This is a genomic window from Phoenicibacter congonensis, from assembly GCF_902386915.1.
Classification (GTDB): Bacteria; Actinomycetota; Coriobacteriia; order Coriobacteriales; family Eggerthellaceae; genus Phoenicibacter; species Phoenicibacter congonensis.
Genome location: NZ_LR698997.1, coordinates 1,251,284 through 1,272,331, shown reverse-complemented (window position 1 = coordinate 1,272,331; position 21,048 = coordinate 1,251,284). Strand labels below are relative to the sequence as shown.

Below are 21,048 nucleotides of genomic sequence, written 5' to 3'. Positions count from 1 at the left end.
ATTTAGTATAATGATTAGTTGGCCCGTGAGTGGCTTAGTTCATCTAAGCCTCATGCGGGACGCTGGTTTGGAAATCCAGTGTTTAAATCACCAAGTGTTAGGAGATAAGAATGGCTGATATGCCAAGACTTAAAGAGAAGTATGTTAACGAGCTTCGTGGTCAGCTCTCAAAAGAGCTCGATATCAAAAACGTTAACGATATTCCACGCCTTAAGAAAATTGTCGTAAACATGGGCGTTGGGGCTGCAACTTCTGATCATAAAATTCTCGATCATGCAGTAGACGACATGAGACAAATCACAGGACAACAACCAATGATTTGCCGCGCAAAAAAATCAATCGCTTCTTTTAAACTTCGTGAAGGCCAGGCAATTGGCTGCAAAGCGACTCTGAGAGGCGACCGCATGTGGGAATTCTATGACCGTCTTGTGTCAACAGCTATTCCTAGAATCCGTGACTTCCGTGGCTTGTCAACAAAGAGCTTTGACGGACGCGGTAACTACACCTTTGGTGTAACCGAACAGCTCATCTTCCCTGAGATTGATTATGAGAAGATTGACAGAACTCGTGGCATGGACATCACGATTGTTACATCTGCAAGAGACAATGAGGGAGCATTTGCGCTTTTAAAGGCACTCGGTTTCCCTTTCAAAGAAAACTAATTTTGGTTTAATTCAGACTTTGTCTGTTTTGAATAATTTAAAGACTTTTTAGAAAGAAGGAATTAATGGCTAAAAAATCGATGATTGCCAAGGCCAAACGTGAACCTAAGTTCTCGACTCGTGGCTACAATCGCTGCAGTCGTTGCGGACGTCCACATGGCTATTTTCGTAAGTTTGGGCTTTGCAGGGTTTGCTTGCGTGAGCTCGCTAACGAAGGCAAATTGCCAGGCGTAACCAAGTCTTCTTGGTAGAACTGGCACCAACTGAGCAGGCGTTTTTGCTATGGGCACTTAAGCGAACCGCTCAAATTGTGCATCATTAACTAGAAGGGAATCAAAATGACAATGACAGACCCAATTGCAGACATGCTCACGCGCATCCGCAATGCGCAGTCTGCTGGCAAAGACAGTGTGTCAATGCCAACGAGCAAAAAGCTCGTAGAGGTTGCTCGTGTTATGAACGAGGAAGGCTTCATTTCTTCATACGAAGTAGTTGATGGAAGCCCAAGAGCAACGCTCACAATCAATCTTAAGTATGGTCCTAACGGCGAAAAAACAATGCGTGGAATTAAGCGCATTTCAAAACCAGGCCTTCGCATTTATGCAGGAAAAGACAAACTTCCTCGCGTTCTTGGCGGTCTTGGACTTGCAATCATTTCAACTTCAGAAGGTGTAATGGCTGACCGTGACGCTCGTGCAAAGGGTGTTGGCGGCGAAGTCGTTGCCTATGTTTGGTAGTCAGGAGGTGTGAATAAATGTCTAGAATCGGTAAACTTCCTGTTGTTGTTCCAGAGGGCGTAGAAGTCAAAATTGATGGAACAACAGTAAACGTAAAAGGCAAAGTTGGAGAACTCACTCGTTCATTCCAAGATTGCATCGAAATCAAACAAGAGGGTGCTGAAATTATTTGCAGCCCTAAAGATGAAGAGCCTCAGACAAACGCATATTGGGGACTCACTCGCACTCTCATTCACAACATGGTTGAAGGTTGCGAGCATGGTTTTTCAAAAAATCTTGAGCTTGTCGGTGTTGGATATCGTGCAGCTATGAAGGGAAGCGACATGGAGCTTTCTTTGGGCTATTCGCATCCTGTCATCATTCATGCTCCCGAGGGAATCACTTTTGAAGTTCCAGATCCAGCAAAAATTGTTGTAAAAGGCGCTTCAAAAGAGCAGGTTGGACAAGTTGCAGCCGACATTCGCAAATGGAGAAAACCAGAGCCATATAAAGGCAAAGGCATCCGTTACGAAGGTGAATTTGTACGTCGTAAGGCTGGCAAGGCTGGCAAGGATAAATAATAACGAGGTGTGATGATGATTCAATCCCAACTGAAAAGACAAAATGGCATCGCGCGTCGTCATCGTCGCGTTCGCGGCAAGGTGTCAGGAACTGCAGAGCGTCCAAGACTCTGTGTGTTCAGATCAAACAGCAACATTGAGGCTCAAGTCATCAATGATGTAACACACACCACAATTTGTGGCGTGAGCACTCTTTCAAAAGAGTTCAAAGCAAGCGGCAAAAAATCAGGCACTGTCGAAGGTGCTGCTGAAATTGGCAAGATGATTGCCGAGGCTGCTAAATCAAACAATGTAAGCGAGGTCGTATTCGACCGTGGAGGAAACTTGTATCACGGACGCGTTAAAGCTTTGGCTGAAGCTGCACGTGAAGCAGGTCTCAAGTTCTAGAGGAGAAGCAAATGGCAAAAAGAAGCAATCAACAGCAAAACGCCATCCCTGAGCTTGAAGAGCGCGTCGTTTCGATTAAGCGCGTTTCTAAAACTGTTAAGGGTGGCAGAAGAATGCAACTCTCAGCTCTTGTTGTTGTTGGCGACGGAAAGGGCAGAGTAGGCGTTGGAATGGGCAAATCCCAAGAAGTTCCTAACGCAATCAAAAAAGGTGTTGAGGACGCAAAGAAAAACATGTTCAAGGTCCCCATCACTGAAGAAGGAACTGTGCCACATGAGGTAATGGGTGTTTATGGTGCTGGACGCGTTTTGATTCGCCCTGCTGTTCCTGGTACTGGTGTTATGGCTGGTGGCCCAGTTCGTGCCGTTCTTGAGCTCGCTGGCGTTAAAAACGTTATCACCAAATCTCTCGGAACAAGCAACTCCCTCAACATCGTTAAAGCTACTGCTGAGGGTCTAAAACTCATGGAAAGCCCTGAGGATGTTGCCCGTCGTCGCGGAGTTAGCGTCTCTCACATTTTTGGTACTAAAGTTGTCGAAAAGGCATCTGAAACCGAAAAAGTTGGAGAGACTAGCGAGAAAGCTGAGGTATAAAAATGGCAGAAGCAAAGACTCTCAAGGTTACACTTGTTAAAAGCCCAATCGGAAGAAGTGCTGATCAGCACAAAACTCTAAGAGCGCTCGGACTTGGCAAAGTAAACAGCTCACACGTGCTTCCAGATAACGATGCAACACGTGGAATGATTTTTAAAGTAAAGCATCTTGTTACTGTTGAAGAACTCTAGATGTTAATTTGTTAGTTACTGGCGGCGAGCTGCCAGATGGGGGCGCTTTTTGCAGCCCCCAAAAGCGTATTTAAGGAGATTTTAATGGAACTCAAAGATTTAACACCTGCTACAGGTTCAACAAAAGCAAGAAAGCGCGTTGGTCGTGGTCCTGCTTCAGGAACTGGAAAAACATCTGGTCGAGGCATGAATGGCCAAAAGTCACGTTCTGGTGGCGGCAAAGGCGCAGGATTTGAAGGCGGTCAGACTCCTCTTGCACGTCGCCTTCCTAAACTACCTGGATTTAAAAACCCAAATCGTGCTGAATATATCGCAGTTAATGTTTCTCGTCTCGACTCTAAGTTTGAAGCAGGCGAGACGGTCGATGCCGACACTCTTTTTGCAAAAGGCATCACAAAACACACAACCGATCTTGTTAAAGTTCTTGGAGATGGCGATCTCACAAAAGCTTTAACTGTTAAAGTTGACAAAGTTTCTGCTTCAGCAAAATCAAAGATTGAAGCGGCCGGCGGAAAGGTTGAAGAGCAGTGCTAAAGTCGATCGTCGACGCATTCAAGGTCCCAGAGCTTCGCAAGAAGATTTTGTTCACTCTTGCAATTCTTGCTCTCTATCGCCTCGGTGCCTATGTTCCGGTTCCTGGAATTCCATTCCGTGAATTTGCAACTGCCTATCAAGATTCTGGCGTTGCGATGTCGATGCTCGACTTGTTTACCGGCGGCGCTCTTTCTAACTTTAGTGTGTTTTCTCTTGGAATTATGCCCTACATCACTGCTTCGATTATTATGCAGTTGATGCAGGGTGTCATTCCTGCTGTTGGACGTTGGGCAAAAGAGGGGGAATCTGGCAGAAAAAAGATTACACAGGTCACTCGTTATTTAACACTTGGACTTGGTCTCATCAATGCTATTGGCTATCTTCTTTTGTTCCAATCAAAACAATATGGCGTTGTTTTCCCAAGCAGCGTACCTTATCCTCTAATGTGCTTCACAATTGTCTTCACACTTGTTGCAGGCACAGCTTTTATCATGTGGATGGGCGAACTCATTACACAACGCGGCGTTGGCAACGGAATGTCGTTGATCATCTTTACTTCAATCGTTTCTCGCGTGCCTAGCGCAATCTTTTCGTCTGTAACAAATCAATCAGACACTGGGATGGGAATTGCGCTGACAATTCTCATAATCCTTATTGTTCTTGCTTGCATCCCTGCAATCATTTACGTTGAGAGAGCTCAAAGAAGAATCCCTGTTTCTTATGCAAAGCGCGTTCAAGGACGAAAAATGATGGGTGGACAAAACACCTATCTTCCTCTGAAAGTAAACGCAGCTGGCGTTATTCCAATCATCTTTGCGAGCTGCATTCTTTATTTGCCTGCCCAGCTGAGCGCAATCTTTAATGTTGGCTGGCTCCATGCAATGGCTAATGCTTGTTCTACGGGTTGGATTAACTGGATTTTGACACTTTTGATGATTGTGTTCTTTGCATACTTCTACACTTCAATGGTGTTTAATCCCGAAGAGACTGCTGACACCATTAAAAAGCAAGGTGGATTTATTCCTGGTGTTCGTCCGGGAAGCGCAACTGTCACCTATATTAGAAACGTTTTGAAAAGAATTACTTTACCTGGAGGTTTGTTTATTGCTGCCATCGCTGTAATTCCGACGATTCTTTTCTATTTCACAGGCAACCAACTCATTCAATCATTTGGTGGCACTTCCATTTTGATTATGATTGGTGTAGCTCTTGACACAATGAGTAAAGTTGAGAGCCAATTGAAGATGCATAATTACGACGGATTCTTTAAGTAAGGAATTTAATTATGAACATTGTTTTATTAGGTGCACCAGGTGCTGGCAAGGGAACTCAAGCTGAACGTCTCGTTGCAGATTTTGGACTTTGCCACATTTCAACAGGCGACATTTTAAGAGCAGCTGTAAAAAACGAAACTGAGCTTGGACTAAAAGCTAAGTCATTTATGGATGCTGGAGAACTTGCTCCTGATGACCTCATCATTGATTTGATGCGCGAGAGAATTCAGCAACCAGACACTGAGAAAGGCGTCATCCTTGATGGCTTTCCGCGCACCACAATGCAAGCTGTTGCTCTCGATGCAATGCTTAAAGATTTGGAGCGCCCGCTAGACGCTGCTCTTCTTGTTGATGTAGAGCCAGAAGTTATCGTTAAACGCTTGACCTCACGTCGCATGTGTAAAGCATGTGGACACATTGGAACTGTTGCTGAAGGTGAGAAGTGTACAGTTTGCGGTGGTGAGATGTATCAGCGCGATGATGACAACGAAAAGACTGTCAGAAATCGCCTCGAGGTTTATGCGACGTCAACTGCGCCTCTCATCGACTATTACAAAGGTTGCGATTTGTTGGTCACTGTCGATGGTGACCGTGACCCTGAAGTTGTCTATAAAGACATCAAGGAACATTTATTTAAGTAGAAAAGTATAAAAATGCGGAAAGCTGCCCCAGCTGGAAAAAAGGGATATGTATCCTCCCTAGACGGTTTGCGGGCACTTGCCGTCCTTTTTGTTCTTGCATATCACATGAAAGTCCCCTTTGTTTCTGGCGGACTTTCTGGTGTTACAGTGTTTTTTGTCCTGAGTGGATTCCTCATCACATCTCTTCTTCTTGTTGAATTTTCAAACAAGGGGACAATAGATCTCCCTCATTTTTGGCTAAGAAGAGTAAAGCGCCTTTTCCCTGCGATTGTTTTAGTTATCTTTACTTCCGCAGCCGTTTTTACTGTTTTTAATCACGAGCTACTGACAAAAATGCGTCCTGACATTTTGTCGTCGCTATTGTTCTTCAACAATTGGCATCAAATCTTTCAAAACATTTCCTATTTTGATGCGCTTGGTGCGCCTTCTCCCCTGACTACATTTTGGTCACTTGCCATTGAGGAGCAGTTTTATCTCATCTGGCCTCCAGTGCTTCTGTTGTTGCTGACGTTAAAGTTCGACAAGAAGTTTATTATGGGACTTGTGGGGGCAGTTGCTTGCACATCTGCTGTTTTGATGGTTGTCCTGTTTGACCCTGCAGGCGATCCTAGCCGCGTTTATTATGGGACTGACACTCGTTGCTTTTCTTTGTTAATTGGTGCTCTGCTGGCGTTTGTGTGGCCTGTCAAGGGGCTTGGATTTAAACATGATGTCCAACTCAGCGAAACAAACAGAATAAAACTTAACGTTGCAGGAATCGTCTCTTTATGTGGACTTGTTCTTCTTTTGACTTTTACAAACGGTTTTTCGCCTTTTCTTTATCGTGGTGGAATGATTCTTATCTCAATTCTCACTGCGGTTTTGATAGCCAACATCGTGCATCCTTGCTCTATTTTGACTCCGATTTTCTCTAATCCAGTTTGTTCTTGGATTGGCACCAGGTCATACGGCATTTACCTTTGGCACTATCCAATATTGCTTTTGTTAATTCCGCGAAGTATTGCAGACAATGCGCCTGTGTGGCTTCTCATTGTCTTTCTAGCTGTCACTTTTATCGTTTCTGAACTTTCATATAGGTTTGTTGAAAACCCCATCAGAAAGGGTGCCATAGGGCGAATTTGGAAATCAATTTTGCATCCAGAGGCAACGACGTGTGATTCCTCGCGTGCCAGAGCAAGATCAAGGCAACATGCTAGGACGCGCGCTGACTCCACCTATGCCTATGCGTCTGGCGGCGTTGGTGGAATTTATGCTTCAGGGCATGCTTTTGCCGCTTCACCTATGCAGCGAATAAAATCATTTTTTTTAAACCATGCAATCCCGTCAGTAGCTACTGCGCTCGTTTTTTTAGTTGCTCTGGGCGGAATTATCTTTGTACCTGCTACCTCTGGAGTGTCGACTGCCGACACTTTAAAACAGCTCTCCGAGCAGTCTCAAGATGCCACTCCCACCGCGCAAGCTCCTCCCGCTGAAACTCCTGAATACAAGCCATATTCTGTTCTTTTGATTGGCGACTCGGTGTCGCTTATGGCCAACGATTCGTTTATGGAGGCTTTCCCAGGCGGCCATCTTGACAGTGCTGTGAGCAGATATGTCAGTGAAGTCCCTGGGCTATATGATTATTACGACGGCTATAAACTTGTTGGAGATGTCGTTGTGTTTGCGGTTGGAACAAACGGTCCAATGTCCGATAGTGATTTCGACAATATTATGGAAAAGGTGGGGAAGGATAAGCGTGCATTTTTTGTTAACACAAAGTCACCGCGAGATTGGGTTTCCTCATGCAATGCATCAATTGCTTCAGGCTGCAATCGCTATGATAACGCCTATCTCATCGATTGGTATTCCTATTCCATAAACAAGTCAGACCTTTTTGATGGTGATGGAACCCATTTGAAATATGATATGGCACCGCAATACACCCAGTTAATCGTTGATTCAATTACAGCAAATGGTGGTCTTCCTGAAGAACCTACGGCCGATGAAATAGAAGAACGAAACGAAAAACTTTCAGGCGCCTAGAAATAACAACTTCCATTAATGAGACATAATGCATCTTTTTAGTTTTTAGCAGTGCATTGCCCAATTTATGGTGCTTGCTAACTGTTTGACAGATTTTTTTGTCTGCAAAATTATTTATTCAGTGAAAGCGTTTCCTGTTAGTTATTTTGATGTGACCAATTTCGCATGTTTCAGAAGTCAGATTAACATTATCAGTTTTCTTAAATTTTGAGCTATTTGTTTCTGTATATTCTGTGATCTAGAGCCCAGTTTTTCTTAAGAGAGAATTGTCCCACCTCAAGTCCTTCATATTCTTCTGCATAAATCTCTAACCTCGAGTCGAGCAAGTCGATGATATGTAAGACTTCGGCTTCAGCGCACTTTGGAGTAACAACAGCTCCTTTGTCAGGTTCGCCGTGGTGGCTTAATATGAGATGCTCTAGCATGAGTTTCTTGTGTTCATCTACATTAAGACGCTCGCAGACTTCCTTCACTTTGGCAGCTCCCATGTATAGATGTCCAAGCAGTTGCCCTTCGGCTGAATAGTCGCTAACAAGGTCTAGCTCCGATAATGTAAATTCCTGAATTTTTGCTATGTCATGCAAAAAAGTTGCTGCAACAAGAAGGTCTTTATCTATGATTTCGTGGTAAAGTTCAGCAGTCATTAAACTCAGTTTCATCATGTTTACTGTGTGCATTAAAAGACCACATCTAAATGAATGATGAACGGTTTTTCCTGCTGGAATGTTTAGAAATTCTTCTTTGATTTCCGAATAAATGGTTTGTGAAACCAATCTGTAGTCATCATCAGCAATTTCATCAATCATTTTTTCTAATGCTTGCTGATATTCGTTTGTGTCGATCGGCGCAGTTGTCACTATGTCAGAAGTGTCGAAGAGATTAAAATCATCTTCGCGTGCTTGTCTGATGTTAAATATGCGCATTTGGGGGACTCCGTTGTAGTCATTCATAACGCCTTTGACTTTTACAATTGAGCCTATACACTTTTGAGAGACGTAAAATTGGTCAGGGTTTTCCCAACTAATGCCTGAGCACGTTCCTGAGTTGTCGGCTAGCTCCACGCGGAAGTAGGGATCTCCATTTTTCTTAGCTTGTTTTATGTAGTTTTTTAGTAAATAAAAATCGGTAAAAGAATCATTTGTGTGCAATTCTTTAATGCTTGCATGCATTTAGAGGTGCTCCTTGAATAATTGTTTTGTCCATTCATTTCATTGTATATAAACATCAATGCTCGACTTGTACCCTTGTCTCATTAATTATTTATCTTATTTTTTAAAACACGAAGCATTTGGGCATCCTGAAGGCGCAGCTTAAAAAAAGCCTGTGTGCTAGAGTGAATCAATGATGTTATCACATGGATGATATGTTTAAATGCAAAAAAATAACCCCTTGAAGCGTTTGCCTCAAGGGGTTTGCAAAAACAAATCGCAATAGGGATGCGAGTTTGATTGTTTTCACCTTTTTTCTATAGGAAGAAAATGAGCGTGTCGATTATGAACAAAGGTATTAGTATGCCAAATGACCAGGCCATGTAGCCAAAGAAAGATGGCATGTTGATGTGTGCTTTTTCAGCCATCGATTTGACCATGAAGTTTGGTGCATTGCCGATGTAGGTGAGAGCACCCATGAACACTGCGCCAGCAGAAATTGCGAGCAAGTTCCTAATTGCAACAGTGCCAACAGTGGTTACAATTGCTGGCATACCTTCTGAGCCAAGTGCACCTGCTGTTGTGAGGAACACGACATATGTTGGCGAGTTGTCCAAAAAGCCCGAAAGAGCACCAGTGCACCAGAAGAACTTGAGCGGACTGTCAATGCCTAGGCTGCCACCGTTTACACGGAGAAGCGCAAGAGCAGGAATCATTGTGATGAAGATTCCAATGAAGAGTTTTGCAACTTCTGCGATTGGACCCCATTCAAACTCATTAGCTTCACGAACTGGCTTCTTTGTTGTTTTGAGCGAGCAGAAAGCAGCAATCAAAATAAGAATAATCTGTACAAAGTATTGGAATCCAATGTGAACTGAATGCTCACCAAATGACATTGTAAATCCATAGACTTGATTTGTAGCTGGATCTATGAATTGTGGCATTTGTGGAATCAAGCCATTCAGAATTACAGCGACGATAATGAGCGCGAGCCATGCGATATTGACAAGACCTTCGAGCTTGATTGGCACTTTGTTTTCTGCCTTTTGTTGAAGCTCAAGTTCGGCTCTAGCTTCGGCATCTTCTTTCTTGAAGAAGTGATAATCAATTGCGGCAAAAAGAGCAAGCAAAAGCACTGAATTCAAGAGAAGAAGTGGCCAAATGTGTTCAAGAGTCCAGAAGAATGGAATTCCTCTTAAATAGCCAAGGAACAGAGGTGGGTCACCGAGAGGGGTTAGGCATCCGCCGATGTTCGCTACTAAGAAAATGAAGAAGATAATGATGTGTTTTTTGTTTTTGCGCCATTTGTTAGCACGGATGACTGGGCGAATGAGAAGCATTGCTGCTCCAGTAGTTCCAATCCAGCTTGCTAAAAATGTGCCAATTGCAAGCAAAATAACGTTGTTTTTTGTTGTGCCTGCAATAGATCCAGCCACATGAATGCCACCTGAAACAACGAACAGGCCAAGTAACAGCACGATAAAAGGAATGTAGTCAACGATGATAGATTCCGCGAGCTGATAGAGCGTTTCATTCATTCCATATGCAAAGGTAAATGGAATCAGGAACAAAAAGCCCCAGGCCAAGGCGACATGCAGCTGATGAGCTTCCCACCACTCTGGTTTAACAAGTGGGAAAATTGCGATTGAGAGCAGCATGCCAACGAAAGGTATGATGCTCCAAATCGGAAGTAAAGAGCCGACGTCCATACAAATTTCTCCTAACTAATAAATTAACCTATCGCCCTGCGAACCCCTCATTCACACGGCTATAAGAATTATAGATTGACTGGGCTTGTCTAGCTAGGTCAATCTTAAAAGTTAAATAAATTTTGTTTCAAATATAGGAAGAAGCGGCGCCGGGATTGAGACGCCGCTTCTGTTGGAGGGGGGTAGAGAAGGTAGAACCATTACTTTTCTCTACGCTATGCAAATCCCATTTGCGTTTGTTGGTTGTTCTGCTTTATTCGTCTTTAGCGCCAACAAATGGGAGGTTGCCAGGTTTAATTGGGTTTTTGCCCATCTTTGTGCGGATGTCATAGATAATCATGAAGATTACAAGAACAAATCCTACATATCCTAGTGTACCGTAAATGAAGTTTACGAGACCTTTGTATGGGACAAAGCATGCAATCAAGCATCCAACGATAGCGCCGATTACAACGGTAATCTTGTACTTTGTTGTTCCTTCTGGAGTGATGCGTGTAATGCCAGTCCAAAGCAGAGGTACTGATGTGGTGTAAATTCCGCAGAAAACGATGCATGCGAAGATTACGCCGAAGATTGGGTGGATTGCCATTGCCATCTCGAGTGATGGAATAGGTTGTACACATGACCAGCTAGCTGTGCAAATCAAAGCGAGTGAGCAAAGGATTGCTGCTGCAGCAATGCCGATAATTGAGAGAACAACACCAGCGTTAACTTCCTTCAGCTTGTTCTTTGCGCCGAGCTCAGCCATGAATGCTGCAAACCACATGATTACAAAGCCGCTGTATGAAAGGGCTGCTGAAATTGGATTTGTGCCAACTTTTGCTACCGTGCCATCAGCTACTAATCTTTCCATGTCTTGGATGCCTTGTGTGTATCCGCCAATGTTTGCTACCAATGTCCAAATTGCAACGAAAAGAATGAGAACGATGATGATTGGACCAAGTTTGCCAAGAGCGTTAACAATGCCGTCGAGCCCGAAAACTACAGTTGCAATTGCTGCTACTGTAATGATTACAGCACCAACGCCATATGGGCAGTTAATGCCGAAGAATCCGAAGAGCTGTGTCAAAGTTGAGTTTGCGCCGCCGCACATTACGAAGAAGCAAATGTAGCAATAAATTGCGCAAAACCAGTCAAAGAATGTGCCGACATATTTGCCGCAGTAGTGCTGGTAAATATCGCCGCCACGTTCTACGTTTACCCTTGAGCCAACTGTTGCAAATGAAAAGTTGGTGTAAAGGTAAATTACTGCCAATGCAATAACGACGACAATCATTGCATTGCCGTATGATGCCTCATACTGAAGAACCTCTTGGAAGGTTGCAAAGCCTGCGCCAATGTAGAAAGCGATCATGGCGCCTGTGAAGCCAATAACGGCTCCGATTTTCATTTTGTTGTTTTCCATAATAAACCCCTCAAGTTTTTTTGGAATCTGCTTTAGCAGACGTTGCTGCTGAGGATAGGGGGCTTCGTTTAGCCTACCGAGCTAAATAATTACAAGCCCCCTTGCCTCACTTACCGTTTTTTATTCAAACACTGTCTGTTCTGTGACAGGTGTTTCAAGAGCCTCAAGGCATTTCTCGACGAGTTCGTCGCGAATCTTTCTTGACTCTTCTTCGCCCTCGGTTGGGTCGCCTAATGGGTAAGGGATACCAATAGCAGGGACGATTCTGTTAGCACCGATTGTCTTAGAAATTGGGACAACTGTGCAAATGTGAACTACAGGAATGCCGTAAGCCTCAATTCCTTTTACCATCGTTGCACCGCAACGAGTGCAAGTGCCTCAAGTGGATGTGAGAATTACGCCGTCTACACCGTCTTCCTTGAGCTTCGCTCCAATGTCAGTGCCGAACTTAGCAGCTGAGTTTGTAGCAGTACCAGTGCCAGTTGTTGATGCAAACATTGGATAGAGTTTTCCAATGCGGCCATCTTTTTCCATTTGACGAAGTGTGTCAAGAGGAACAACAAGGTTTGGATTCTCGAGAACAAATTGACGGTCATAGCCACCATGAATGGTCATGTAGTCATCTTTGCTTAAGGAGTCCATGCCTTCCATTGTGTACCAACCAAACTTTGTAGCGTTTGATGACTCAATGTGGTCACGGTTGTCAAGAGGAACAATGCCGCCTGATGTTACAACAGCGATTGTTGCATGTGCCATGTCGGTGATTGCAGGGCCTGGCTCAACGCGGTCAAATTTAGGCATTGGAAGGTCTGTCTTGAATGGCTCACCAGCCATCTTTTTGATGAGCATTTTAATTCCGCGCTCAGAACCGCGCTCATCAGCGAAGTAGTTAACACGGATGCCACGCTCGAGGTAACCTTCCTCGTCTGGTCCGAGGATTTCCTCGCCAGTAGCCATCTTTTTGATGAGTGTTACAAAGTTAGGAACTGCTTTTCTCATTGTTGCAGCGCTGTCGCCAGTAGCAACGAGAATTACGTCCTGTTTGAACATGTCAGCACCAGGGTTTTCTGTGTACATACCAGAAAGAACTGGAACACCAAGACGCTCTTCAACAGCTTTGCAGATTGTGCCGCAAGCAACACCATAACGACCAGCGTTAAATGCAGGTCCAGCTACGAACACGTCTGGTTCATATTGCTTAACCATGTCAACAATTGTGTCTGTTGCTTCGTCAAGGTTCTCGCCGAAGAAGTTGTCGCCGCAGATAACTGTTGCAACAATTTCAAAGTCTTCACCAAGACCAGCTTGAAGAGCCATTCCTGGTCCGATTACCTTTTCTTGTACTTCTGGTTTGAAGTCAGCTTTGTCTTCTCCGCCAATGCCTGCGAAGAACTGATTTAGGTAGTGTACTACTTTGTATTTAGCCATTTTCTATCACGCTCCCTCTTAGTATCCTCTTGCAGCAAGCTTGTTGTAGCCGTTTGCGATTGTGGAAGCGATGATGATTTGGAGTTCAGCCTCAAATGAGCCGTCTTCGTTCATGCATCCAGCCCATCCACCAATTTGTGATTCGATGAAGTCCTGCATGCCAATGACTTTGTCCATGGCAGGGAATTGCAATGTAGCATTGCCTTGGCCACATGAAGAAAGCGCTGTTGCTTCTTCGCATGTGTCAGCCAGAGATGCTGACTTGCCGTCTTTGCCAGGGAATTCGTCAGTAATCAAGCAAACTTTTGTGCCAGCTTGCTCAACTTTGCGGCAGTTCATCATGAGGTCAGTGTCTGGGTTGCCATATCCCTCTTCAGAAATGAGCACACCGTCGAGACCCATCCATTTGCAAAGTTTTGCAACCATGTCTGAGTGACGCTCTTTGTCAGCCAAGAAGACGTTTTCATTTGTGAGAATTACACCCATGAAGTTAACGTCTTTTCCATGGTGCTCATAGAGGTCATGAATAACAGGGTTATTCATGTGATGGAATGAAGTTACCTTGTCGCATGGAGCAACGCAGTTACCAGAAACGATAGCGCCGTCCATAATCTCGGTTGGGTACATGACAGTAGGAACGATTTGTTTTGCGTCAACGCCGTAGTAGTAGGTGTCGTGCAAAAGTCCCTGTGACTGAAGCATGTGGATATAGCCAACTTTTGGAAGATCTGGGTATTGAGCTGCTTGCTCGAAGATTGGCTTTGTCTCATATGTGATGATGTTGTCAGGCTCGACGTCTTTGCCAAGTGCGCCAACATATTGAGCAACCTTGAGGCCTGCCATTCTTCCAGCCTTCTCATAAACATGTGTCTCAAGCTCACCATTTGGCTCAATGACAACACAAAGGTTTACTGTCTTTGAGAATGGGCAGTAGTCAGCTGCTGGACCTGACATGTCGACAACGCCTTCCTGGAATCCAACGATGCGTCCGACTGTCATAACAGTGCAGCCCTTCAATGCATGAGTGCGACCTTCGCCAACTGCTGGTGATACTTTACCAAGAATGCCTGGGAAGATTTCTCCGCCACCAGATACTTTAACGCGTGGCTCGAGCACGTCTTTTACAGGAGTGATTCTTGTCTTGTCTCCTGGACGAGCAATGTCCAATTTGCATCCGGCAAGTTTCTCGTCTTCAAGAACTAGAGCTTCTACTTCTTCTTTATTGATGTAGAGAACTCCGTCTTTAACTTCCGACTTGTCTGCGAATTGGATATCCTTAATTTGAATTTCTCCAAGTTCAAGTTTCATAACTTAAACCTCCTCTTCTACAGAAATTACAGAATGATCGTGATAACAATTGCATAGAGATTTGCAGTGATAAGTTGAGTTGTTTTAGATCCCCCCATTCTTGTAATCGTGATAACAATAACCTCTGAATAATTCCCCTAAAACTGTTTCACGAAGATGTCTATATTATGCACCAATTTAGTGCATATGCTCTGGAATTCGTTAACTTTTTTGCAACATTCAAAAAATCGTTTAATCAAGTTTTCCCAGTGTTACCTTGATAACAACTCTATTTCCTGATTTTTCATAGACTAAGAAATTTTAATAATGTAATCACGCTAATTTTTTAAACATGTTTTTTTGGATGAGAGATTTAAGGGTCGCTATTTTTGATGTTTATTTGAGTGATTGTGAGCTCAAGTGATTAATGTCTTAATGGCGCGGTTGAACAAATGAGTTGCTACAAAACTGAAGGGGAGTTGGTGACGTAGTATCCTTTGTATCCTTGAAGGTCATCTGCAAGTGCAAAAATTATCATGTCAATGTCTTCAATGCATTGTCTTGTCCAAGAATCGACACCATATTGCTCAATGCCTTCATCTTCGATAGTTTTGAAATAACCCTTATAGAGCATGCAAACAGATCTGTTGAGTTGTTTTGCCTTGTCATATGAAATGCATCCTAAATCGGCACATTTCAGGCACATCTTGTAGTCACGTCCCATGAAGTCTGAAGTTGAGAGCATTTGTTGGAAAATCTCATTTGAGTGGGTGATGTTGTTTGGAAACATCTTGTAGTATTCCTTCATGGATTTATTCAAATCGCTGTTAGTGTTTTGAAAAAAGATTTGGTCATAGGCTTTTACGTGGGTAAAAGCTTCGCGGCAATAGCAATCCCAAACCCCAGAATACATGTCCCACGGGGTCTTCCAATTTTGTTCGGCTTTGTTTAGACGAATTATGTAGTTTTCTAAAACTTGCAAATTGACATAATAAACAAGTTCTTCCTTAGATTTGAAATATCTATAAAGCGCAGCAGAAGAACACTTCAATTCTTCAGCTAGACTTCTGATTGTTATGTTGTCTATTCCGATTTTATTTGAAAGCGCAATCGCTCTATTGATATATTCTTTTCTATTTAAGCCTTTAAAATATGTGTTTTTGTCTTTAGGCTTCACTGTCCCACCGGCGTTTCACTAGCTTACAAGGACTTATGTTATCAGATGGTTATTCTATTCTAGGAATAACGTTATCAATGACTGACAAATCTATTGTTTTAAAATCGTTTGCAACTTTTGGTTTATACGACTCTGGGCTGGGAGAAATCTCTTGCCACTCATAATAAACTTGGATGCATTTATCAATCAACATGATGTCTTTGATGTTATCCTGATCACCTTTTGGGTATACAATCACGCTTCTGTAGGGAGTCTGGTTTGGTTTTAGGCTTGAAGCTTGTGGGTGGGTTAGCAGGATGTGCTTGTCATAAACTAAATCACGAACTTTAATCAACACTTGCTCATAGGTGTCACACAAAATAATGTTTGTTACATCTTTGTATTTTTCAGCAACTCTGTCGTTGTTAGTTACGATGGTTGCATATTCTAGTTTTTGAAGTGACATTAAAATGCCTCCTAAATAATTTCTGAATAAGAACCCAAATAACGATATTCTTCGACAACATCGTCAAGGGAAGCCATTAAGCGCTTGAATTCAGGCGCATAAACGCTGCAGCCGATGTCAAAATAGAACATGTAGTCGAAGTCGCGGTTTGGGATTGGTCTTGATTCTAGCTTACAAAGCTGAATCTCTAATGTGTTAAAACGTGCAAGCACTTTATAGAGCGACCCAGGTTCATTTCTGGTGACAATTGACAGAGATGTTTTGTCAGCTCCAGGATAAATCTCTAAATCTTTTGAAATGCATGCAAAACGAGTGTAGTTTGCATTGTTGTCTTCGATGGATTTAGCAACGAAATCAAGGTTATATATTTCAGCTGCATTTGAGCTCCCAATTGATGCTACAGTTTTGGAATCACTTTCGGCAACCATTTTTGAGGCTGTTGCAGTGTTTTCTGCCACGTGGATTTTGACGCCTTTTAGATTCTCTAGAAACCTTGAGCACTGCTGAATCGCCTTTTGGTGTGAATAAATGTCAGTTATATCTTCAAGTTTTGTGCCAGGTTTGGCAAGCAGATTTTCAGACACCTTCAGGCGAACAATTTTTACAATGTAAAAATCAAATTCGCGCATCAATTCATAAACTTCGTTTACAACACCTGCAGTTGAGTTTTCGATTGGAAGCATTCCATATTTGCAGAATCCTTCATCGACAGCTTTGAATACACTTCTAAAGCTTGGGAAAAATGAGATTTTGGCATGTTTAAAAACTTTGTCAGTTGCAATTTCAGAAAAAGCACCTTCTACGCCTTGGCATGCGACATATGCTGTGTCAGACATGAGTGCCGGAGTGTTTTTGATTGCATCTTCTATCTTTGAAACAATTGGGCAATCCATGTTTATCGCCGCTGACTGGTCAGCGCGAGACACCTCAAAGAGCGTGTTAAACAATGCCATCACATATGACTTGCGATTTTCAGGAACACTTTCAATAACTTTTGCTATTTTTTCCCGCTCTCGTGCGCGGTCGAGAACTGGAATGTCATGTTCACGCTTGTAATTTGCAACTTTTGCAGCTACATCCATGCGTTTTAAAAAAGTGTCGACTATCTCTTCGTCGACTTCATCCATTTCTTCTCTGATTTTTTGTAGTCCTGAATCGGTCATTATGCAGTCCTTATTCTTTCAGATTCTTTTTTAATAGCGTCGCCTTCGCTCAAGAATGCTTCTAGTGCCTCTCTATCATTATCATCAATAGCTTTTTTGCAGCGCTCTAAATTATTAATTGTTTTTTCAATCATTACACTTAAGTAATCTCTGTTTTCAAGGAAGAGTTCACTCCACATAACCGGGTTTAGCCATGCTACTCGAGTTAAATCTTTCCAGCTTCCAGCTGAGAAGCCATCGTGTTTTAGCGCAAGTTCGTTGTTTGCATAACATGATGACACAACGTGTGCAAGCTGTGAAGTGTAGGCGATTATCTTGTCATGATGTTCTGCATTTGTCACCGTATAGAAGCCAAATTTGCAAGGTGTAAGCATCGTTTGCACCTTGTCGATTGCGATTACGCGCTCCATGTCGGTTAATTTTGGATTTGGAACCAGAATCATTGGTGCACCTTCATAGAGGCTTGCATTTGCATGAGCATAACCAGAGAACTGTGTTCCTGCCATTGGGTGCGCGCCAATGAAAGTAAAGCCATGCTCTTCAGCGATTTTCCAACACTCAGCGCATATTTTTCGTTTTATGCCTGCAGCATCAATTACTATCGTGCTTTTGTTGATGTGGGGAGCAAATTCACGAAGCCAATCTACACAGTGTTGAGGGTATGTTGTCAATATTACAAGTTCGCACTCGTCGATGTTTTCTTTTGTTAGCTCTTTTTTGACAGAGTCGATTTTGGCAGCAGCCAGAGTTTCTTTGTTTCTGTTCCATGCATAAACGTCTGTGCCGCTATTTTTAAACGCCTTGGCAAACGAGCCGCCGATTAGTCCGAGACCAACTATTCCTACTGTCATTATTCTTCTGTCTTCATTGTTACTGCTTGGCGAATAATCTTGATGCGTTTCATCGCGTCATCAAATTGCGCTGGAGTGAGTGCCTGTGCGCCATCGCTCCATGCTTTAGAAGGATTGTTGTGAACTTCGATTTCTAGAGCATGTGCACCTGCTGCTGTTGCAGCAAGTGACATTGGCACAACATAGCGTGTGTAGCCTGTTGCATGGCTTGGGTCTGCGACAATTGGTAAGTGAGACAGGCCTTTAACAACAGGAATTGCGCTCAAATCAAATGTGTTTCTTGTTCGAGTTTCAAATGTTCTAATTCCACGCTCGCAAAGCATTACATTTTTGTTTCCGCCCGACATGATGTATTCTGCAGCCATTAACAACTCGTCTACGGTTGAGCACAAACCTCTTTTTAGTAGCACTGGCGTGTTAATTGTGCCCAGCGCCTTTAAAAGTGAGAAGTTTTGCATGTTGCGTGCTCCAACTTGCATGACATCAACGTTGTGTTTCTCAAACACTTCAATGTCTCTGGCATCCATAATTTCAGTGACGATTGGCATGTCAAGTTCATCGCCTGCTTGACGAAGGAGTTTTAGCCCAGATTCTCCCATTCCCTGATTTGAATAGGGGGAAGTGCGTGGTTTCCAAGCACCACCGCGAAGCATTGTCGCGCCACTTTTTTTAACTTCTTTTGCAATCTCGAAGAGATTGTCGCCTTCAATTGAACATGGTCCTGCAATAACGTTAAAGTTATCTCCACCCATTTTGACTCCGTGACCGCAGTCGATTACTGTGTCTTGTGGGTGAAACTTTCTGTTTGCTAGCTTAAAGCTTTCTGAAACACGAGTTACTCGATTGACAATTTCCATGCTTTCGAGAAGAAAAGGGTCAAGTTTTGTTGTGTCACCAACAAGACCAATTATTGTCTCAGTGGTGCCTCTTGAGATGTCAACTTTTAATCCCTTTGTTTTTAGCCAGTCGATTAAATGCTTGAGTTCTTCTTCTGTTGCCGTATTTTTAACTGTAGCTATCATGCGAGTTTCCTGTATCGATCTTGGGTGCTTAGTGGGATTATGATAGCATAAGCAAAACTAAGGTAGACGAGTTGAAACGAGCTTGAAATGCAATATGTAACATCTGGAGAATCTCACGGTCCAAAACTAACTACGATCGTGACAGGCGTTCCTGCGGGTCTAAATTTAGATGAACAAAGCATCGCTAGTGACATGAGACGTCGGCAAAGTGGTTATGGTCGCGGTGGTCGCCAAATTATAGAGACCGACACTGCAACAATCACTAGCGGTGTTCGTTTTGGGAAAACTCTAGGCAGCCCAGTCTCTATTGATATTGTCAACAAAGATTGGAAAAACTGGACTGGAAAAATGGCTGCCTTTGGAAATCGTCCCGATGAGTGCCCTCGCGAAGTGACTCCACGGCCAGGTCACGCTGACATTGTTGGTTTTATGAAAACCAACACCGATGATTGTCGTGACATTCTAGAGAGAGCATCGGCTAGGGAAACCGCTGCACGTGTTGCGGCAGGAGCTATTGCGCGAGAGCTTTTAGCCGAAGTTGGCGTTGAAGTTTTTTCTTGGGTCAAATCTATTGCAGATGTTGCAACCGATGACTCTTGTTTAATTGACTATACAAATAATGAGATTCCTAGTGATTTGCTTGCTCGAATTGAATTTTCGGAGGTGCGTTGTCCTGACGATGAGGTAACACAGCGCATGATAAAGCGAATAGATGAAGCAAAAGAGGCTGGTGAGACTTGTGGTGGCACTTTTAGGGTTGTGGCAACCGGCCTTGTCCCTGGTCTTGGTTCCTATTCTGAAGCAACAAGTCGTCTCACCTCAAAGCTTGCAGCAAGCATTTTTTCAATTCCTGCAATAAAAGGACTTGAATTCGGTGCAGGTTTTGCTGGTGTCTCACAATTGGGAACTCGTTTTCACGATGAAATCGCAATCTTGAGTGGCTCATTTGTTAGAAAGACTAATAACGCTGGTGGGCTTGAAGGTGGCATGACAAATGGAATGCCGCTCATTATCACAGCTGCAATGAAGCCAATTCCAACATGCATGAACCCTCTTGAAACAGTCAATCTTGACACTCTAGAAGTTGCTAAATCAAGCAAAGAAAGGTCGGATGTTTGTGCTGTGCCTGCCGCCGCTGTTGTTGCGGAAGCGGAGGTGTCGCTTGTTTTGGCTGATGCCTACATTGAAATGTTTGGGAACACTTGCATGAGCGACTTGAAAGCTAACCTTAAGCACTACAAGGATCGTCTTTCTGTTATTTCACGATGAAGATTAAGTTACACAAAACAATTTATTTCATAGGCTTTATGGGCGCAGGAAAGACTACTGTGTGCCGGAAGCTTGCTAAAGTTTGTGGTTGCGAGTGCGTTGATGTGGATTTCTACATTGAGCGTTTTCACGGCAAGAAAATTTCTGAAATTTTTGACGAGGTGGGAGAGAGTGGCTTTAGGGAATATGAAACAGAGGCTCTTTTAAACATTTCTAAATCAAACACCCCAAGACTTGTTTCTTGTGGAGGGGGAATTATTGTCACAGATGAAAATATTAGAATCATGAAGAACTCTGGCATCGTGATTCATCTATATTCCGACGCAAAAAACGGCGCAAGAAGAATTTCTAATAAAAAAACAAGACCGTTATTTAAGGATGTAAAAAAGGCGCAGAAGCTGTTTTTTCAAAGACTGCCGAAATATGAAGAGGCCGCCGATTACACGATTGATACCACAAGAAAAACTTCTGGGCGGGTCTATCATGAGGTAATAGATATGATGTCTGAAGAAGGGTTAATAGACATCATTGAAAGCTAATAAT

General features: G+C 43.2%; 23 protein-coding genes. 13 read left to right on the top strand and 10 right to left on the bottom strand.

Annotation, left to right across the window (positions count from 1 at the left end):
* Nucleotides 1-110: 110 nt before the first annotated feature.
* From rplE to FXZ76_RS05485, 11 genes are all read left to right on the top strand, one after another.
* Nucleotides 111-662, top strand: a complete 552-nt coding sequence (gene rplE / locus FXZ76_RS05535; protein WP_079536480.1) for a 50S ribosomal protein L5 — start codon at nucleotides 111-113, stop codon at nucleotides 660-662.
* A gap of 65 nt (nucleotides 663-727) precedes the next feature.
* Nucleotides 728-913 (top strand): type Z 30S ribosomal protein S14, encoded by a 186-nt coding sequence (locus FXZ76_RS05530; RefSeq protein ID WP_079536478.1) that lies wholly within the window; start codon nucleotides 728-730, stop codon nucleotides 911-913.
* 87 nt (nucleotides 914-1,000) lie between these two features.
* On the top strand, nucleotides 1,001-1,399 hold the full coding sequence (rpsH, locus tag FXZ76_RS05525) for a 30S ribosomal protein S8 (protein ID WP_079536476.1): 399 nt from the start codon (nucleotides 1,001-1,003) through the stop codon (nucleotides 1,397-1,399).
* 17 nt (nucleotides 1,400-1,416) lie between these two features.
* A complete protein-coding gene (gene rplF / locus FXZ76_RS05520; protein WP_079536474.1) occupies nucleotides 1,417-1,959 on the top strand; it encodes a 50S ribosomal protein L6 in 543 nt (180 codons plus the stop codon).
* A gap of 12 nt (nucleotides 1,960-1,971) precedes the next feature.
* The gene (gene rplR, locus FXZ76_RS05515; protein ID WP_331712581.1) at nucleotides 1,972-2,346 is read left to right on the top strand and encodes a 50S ribosomal protein L18; all 375 of its coding nucleotides are present in this window, start codon (nucleotides 1,972-1,974) and stop codon (nucleotides 2,344-2,346) included.
* A gap of 11 nt (nucleotides 2,347-2,357) precedes the next feature.
* A complete protein-coding gene (rpsE, locus tag FXZ76_RS05510) occupies nucleotides 2,358-2,939 on the top strand; it encodes a 30S ribosomal protein S5 (RefSeq protein ID WP_079536472.1) in 582 nt (193 codons plus the stop codon).
* Between the two features lie 2 nt (nucleotides 2,940-2,941).
* Nucleotides 2,942-3,130, top strand: coding sequence for a 50S ribosomal protein L30 (rpmD, locus tag FXZ76_RS05505; RefSeq protein ID WP_079536469.1), 189 nt, complete (start codon nucleotides 2,942-2,944; stop codon nucleotides 3,128-3,130).
* An 84-nt stretch (nucleotides 3,131-3,214) separates the two neighbouring features.
* Complete coding sequence (gene rplO / locus FXZ76_RS05500; RefSeq protein WP_079536466.1) at nucleotides 3,215-3,664, top strand: 50S ribosomal protein L15; 450 nt, start codon at nucleotides 3,215-3,217, stop codon at nucleotides 3,662-3,664.
* Nucleotides 3,658-4,938, top strand: a complete 1,281-nt coding sequence (gene secY / locus FXZ76_RS05495; RefSeq protein WP_079536464.1) for a preprotein translocase subunit SecY — start codon at nucleotides 3,658-3,660, stop codon at nucleotides 4,936-4,938. Before rplO ends, secY begins: the two co-directional genes overlap by 7 nt.
* 11 nt (nucleotides 4,939-4,949) lie before the next feature.
* Nucleotides 4,950-5,579, top strand: coding sequence for an adenylate kinase (locus tag FXZ76_RS05490; RefSeq protein ID WP_079536462.1), 630 nt, complete (start codon nucleotides 4,950-4,952; stop codon nucleotides 5,577-5,579).
* A gap of 12 nt (nucleotides 5,580-5,591) precedes the next feature.
* Nucleotides 5,592-7,601: an acyltransferase family protein gene (locus FXZ76_RS05485; protein ID WP_079536459.1), complete on the top strand. Its 2,010-nt coding sequence runs from the start codon at nucleotides 5,592-5,594 to the stop codon at nucleotides 7,599-7,601.
* 212 nt (nucleotides 7,602-7,813) lie between these two features.
* On the opposite strand, the gene FXZ76_RS05480 is transcribed toward FXZ76_RS05485, so the two are convergent.
* The 10 genes from FXZ76_RS05480 to aroF form a co-directional block, all read right to left on the bottom strand.
* Nucleotides 7,814-8,770: a 3'-5' exoribonuclease YhaM family protein gene (locus tag FXZ76_RS05480; RefSeq protein WP_079536457.1), complete on the bottom strand. Its 957-nt coding sequence runs from the start codon at nucleotides 8,768-8,770 to the stop codon at nucleotides 7,814-7,816.
* Between the two features lie 296 nt (nucleotides 8,771-9,066).
* Nucleotides 9,067-10,458, bottom strand: coding sequence for a sodium:proton antiporter (locus FXZ76_RS05475; protein ID WP_079536455.1), 1,392 nt, complete (start codon nucleotides 10,456-10,458; stop codon nucleotides 9,067-9,069).
* Nucleotides 10,459-10,711: 253 nt separating this feature from the next.
* On the bottom strand, nucleotides 10,712-11,863 hold the full coding sequence (locus FXZ76_RS05470) for a YkvI family membrane protein (protein ID WP_079536453.1): 1,152 nt from the start codon (nucleotides 11,861-11,863) through the stop codon (nucleotides 10,712-10,714).
* Nucleotides 11,864-11,983: 120 nt separating this feature from the next.
* Nucleotides 11,984-13,291 carry a sarcosine reductase complex component B subunit beta gene (grdF, locus tag FXZ76_RS05465; protein WP_079536451.1) on the bottom strand — a complete coding sequence of 436 codons (1,308 nt, stop codon included), beginning with the start codon at nucleotides 13,289-13,291 and terminating at the stop codon, nucleotides 11,984-11,986.
* Nucleotides 13,292-13,309: 18 nt separating this feature from the next.
* Nucleotides 13,310-14,599, bottom strand: a complete 1,290-nt coding sequence (gene grdG / locus FXZ76_RS05460) for a sarcosine reductase complex component B subunit alpha (RefSeq protein ID WP_079536448.1) — start codon at nucleotides 14,597-14,599, stop codon at nucleotides 13,310-13,312.
* Between the two features lie 439 nt (nucleotides 14,600-15,038).
* A complete protein-coding gene (locus FXZ76_RS05455) occupies nucleotides 15,039-15,755 on the bottom strand; it encodes a TetR/AcrR family transcriptional regulator (RefSeq protein ID WP_079536446.1) in 717 nt (238 codons plus the stop codon).
* Nucleotides 15,756-15,804: 49 nt separating this feature from the next.
* Entirely contained in the window at nucleotides 15,805-16,200 is a 396-nt protein-coding gene (locus tag FXZ76_RS05450; protein ID WP_079536443.1) for a GrdX family protein, read from the bottom strand.
* 11 nt (nucleotides 16,201-16,211) lie between these two features.
* Entirely contained in the window at nucleotides 16,212-17,363 is a 1,152-nt protein-coding gene (locus FXZ76_RS05445) for a bifunctional chorismate mutase/prephenate dehydratase (protein ID WP_079536441.1), read from the bottom strand.
* Nucleotides 17,363-18,214 (bottom strand): prephenate dehydrogenase, encoded by an 852-nt coding sequence (locus FXZ76_RS05440; RefSeq protein ID WP_079536438.1) that lies wholly within the window; start codon nucleotides 18,212-18,214, stop codon nucleotides 17,363-17,365. Before FXZ76_RS05440 ends, FXZ76_RS05445 begins: the two co-directional genes overlap by 1 nt.
* A complete protein-coding gene (gene aroF / locus FXZ76_RS05435) occupies nucleotides 18,214-19,236 on the bottom strand; it encodes a 3-deoxy-7-phosphoheptulonate synthase (RefSeq protein WP_079536437.1) in 1,023 nt (340 codons plus the stop codon). Before aroF ends, FXZ76_RS05440 begins: the two co-directional genes overlap by 1 nt.
* Before the next feature lie 87 nt (nucleotides 19,237-19,323).
* On the opposite strand from aroF, the gene aroC reads away from it, so the two are divergent.
* Entirely contained in the window at nucleotides 19,324-20,505 is a 1,182-nt protein-coding gene (gene aroC / locus FXZ76_RS05430; protein ID WP_079536435.1) for a chorismate synthase, read from the top strand.
* The gene (locus FXZ76_RS05425) at nucleotides 20,502-21,044 is read left to right on the top strand and encodes a shikimate kinase (protein WP_079536433.1); all 543 of its coding nucleotides are present in this window, start codon (nucleotides 20,502-20,504) and stop codon (nucleotides 21,042-21,044) included. Before aroC ends, FXZ76_RS05425 begins: the two co-directional genes overlap by 4 nt.
* The last annotated feature ends 4 nt before the right edge of the window (nucleotides 21,045-21,048 follow it).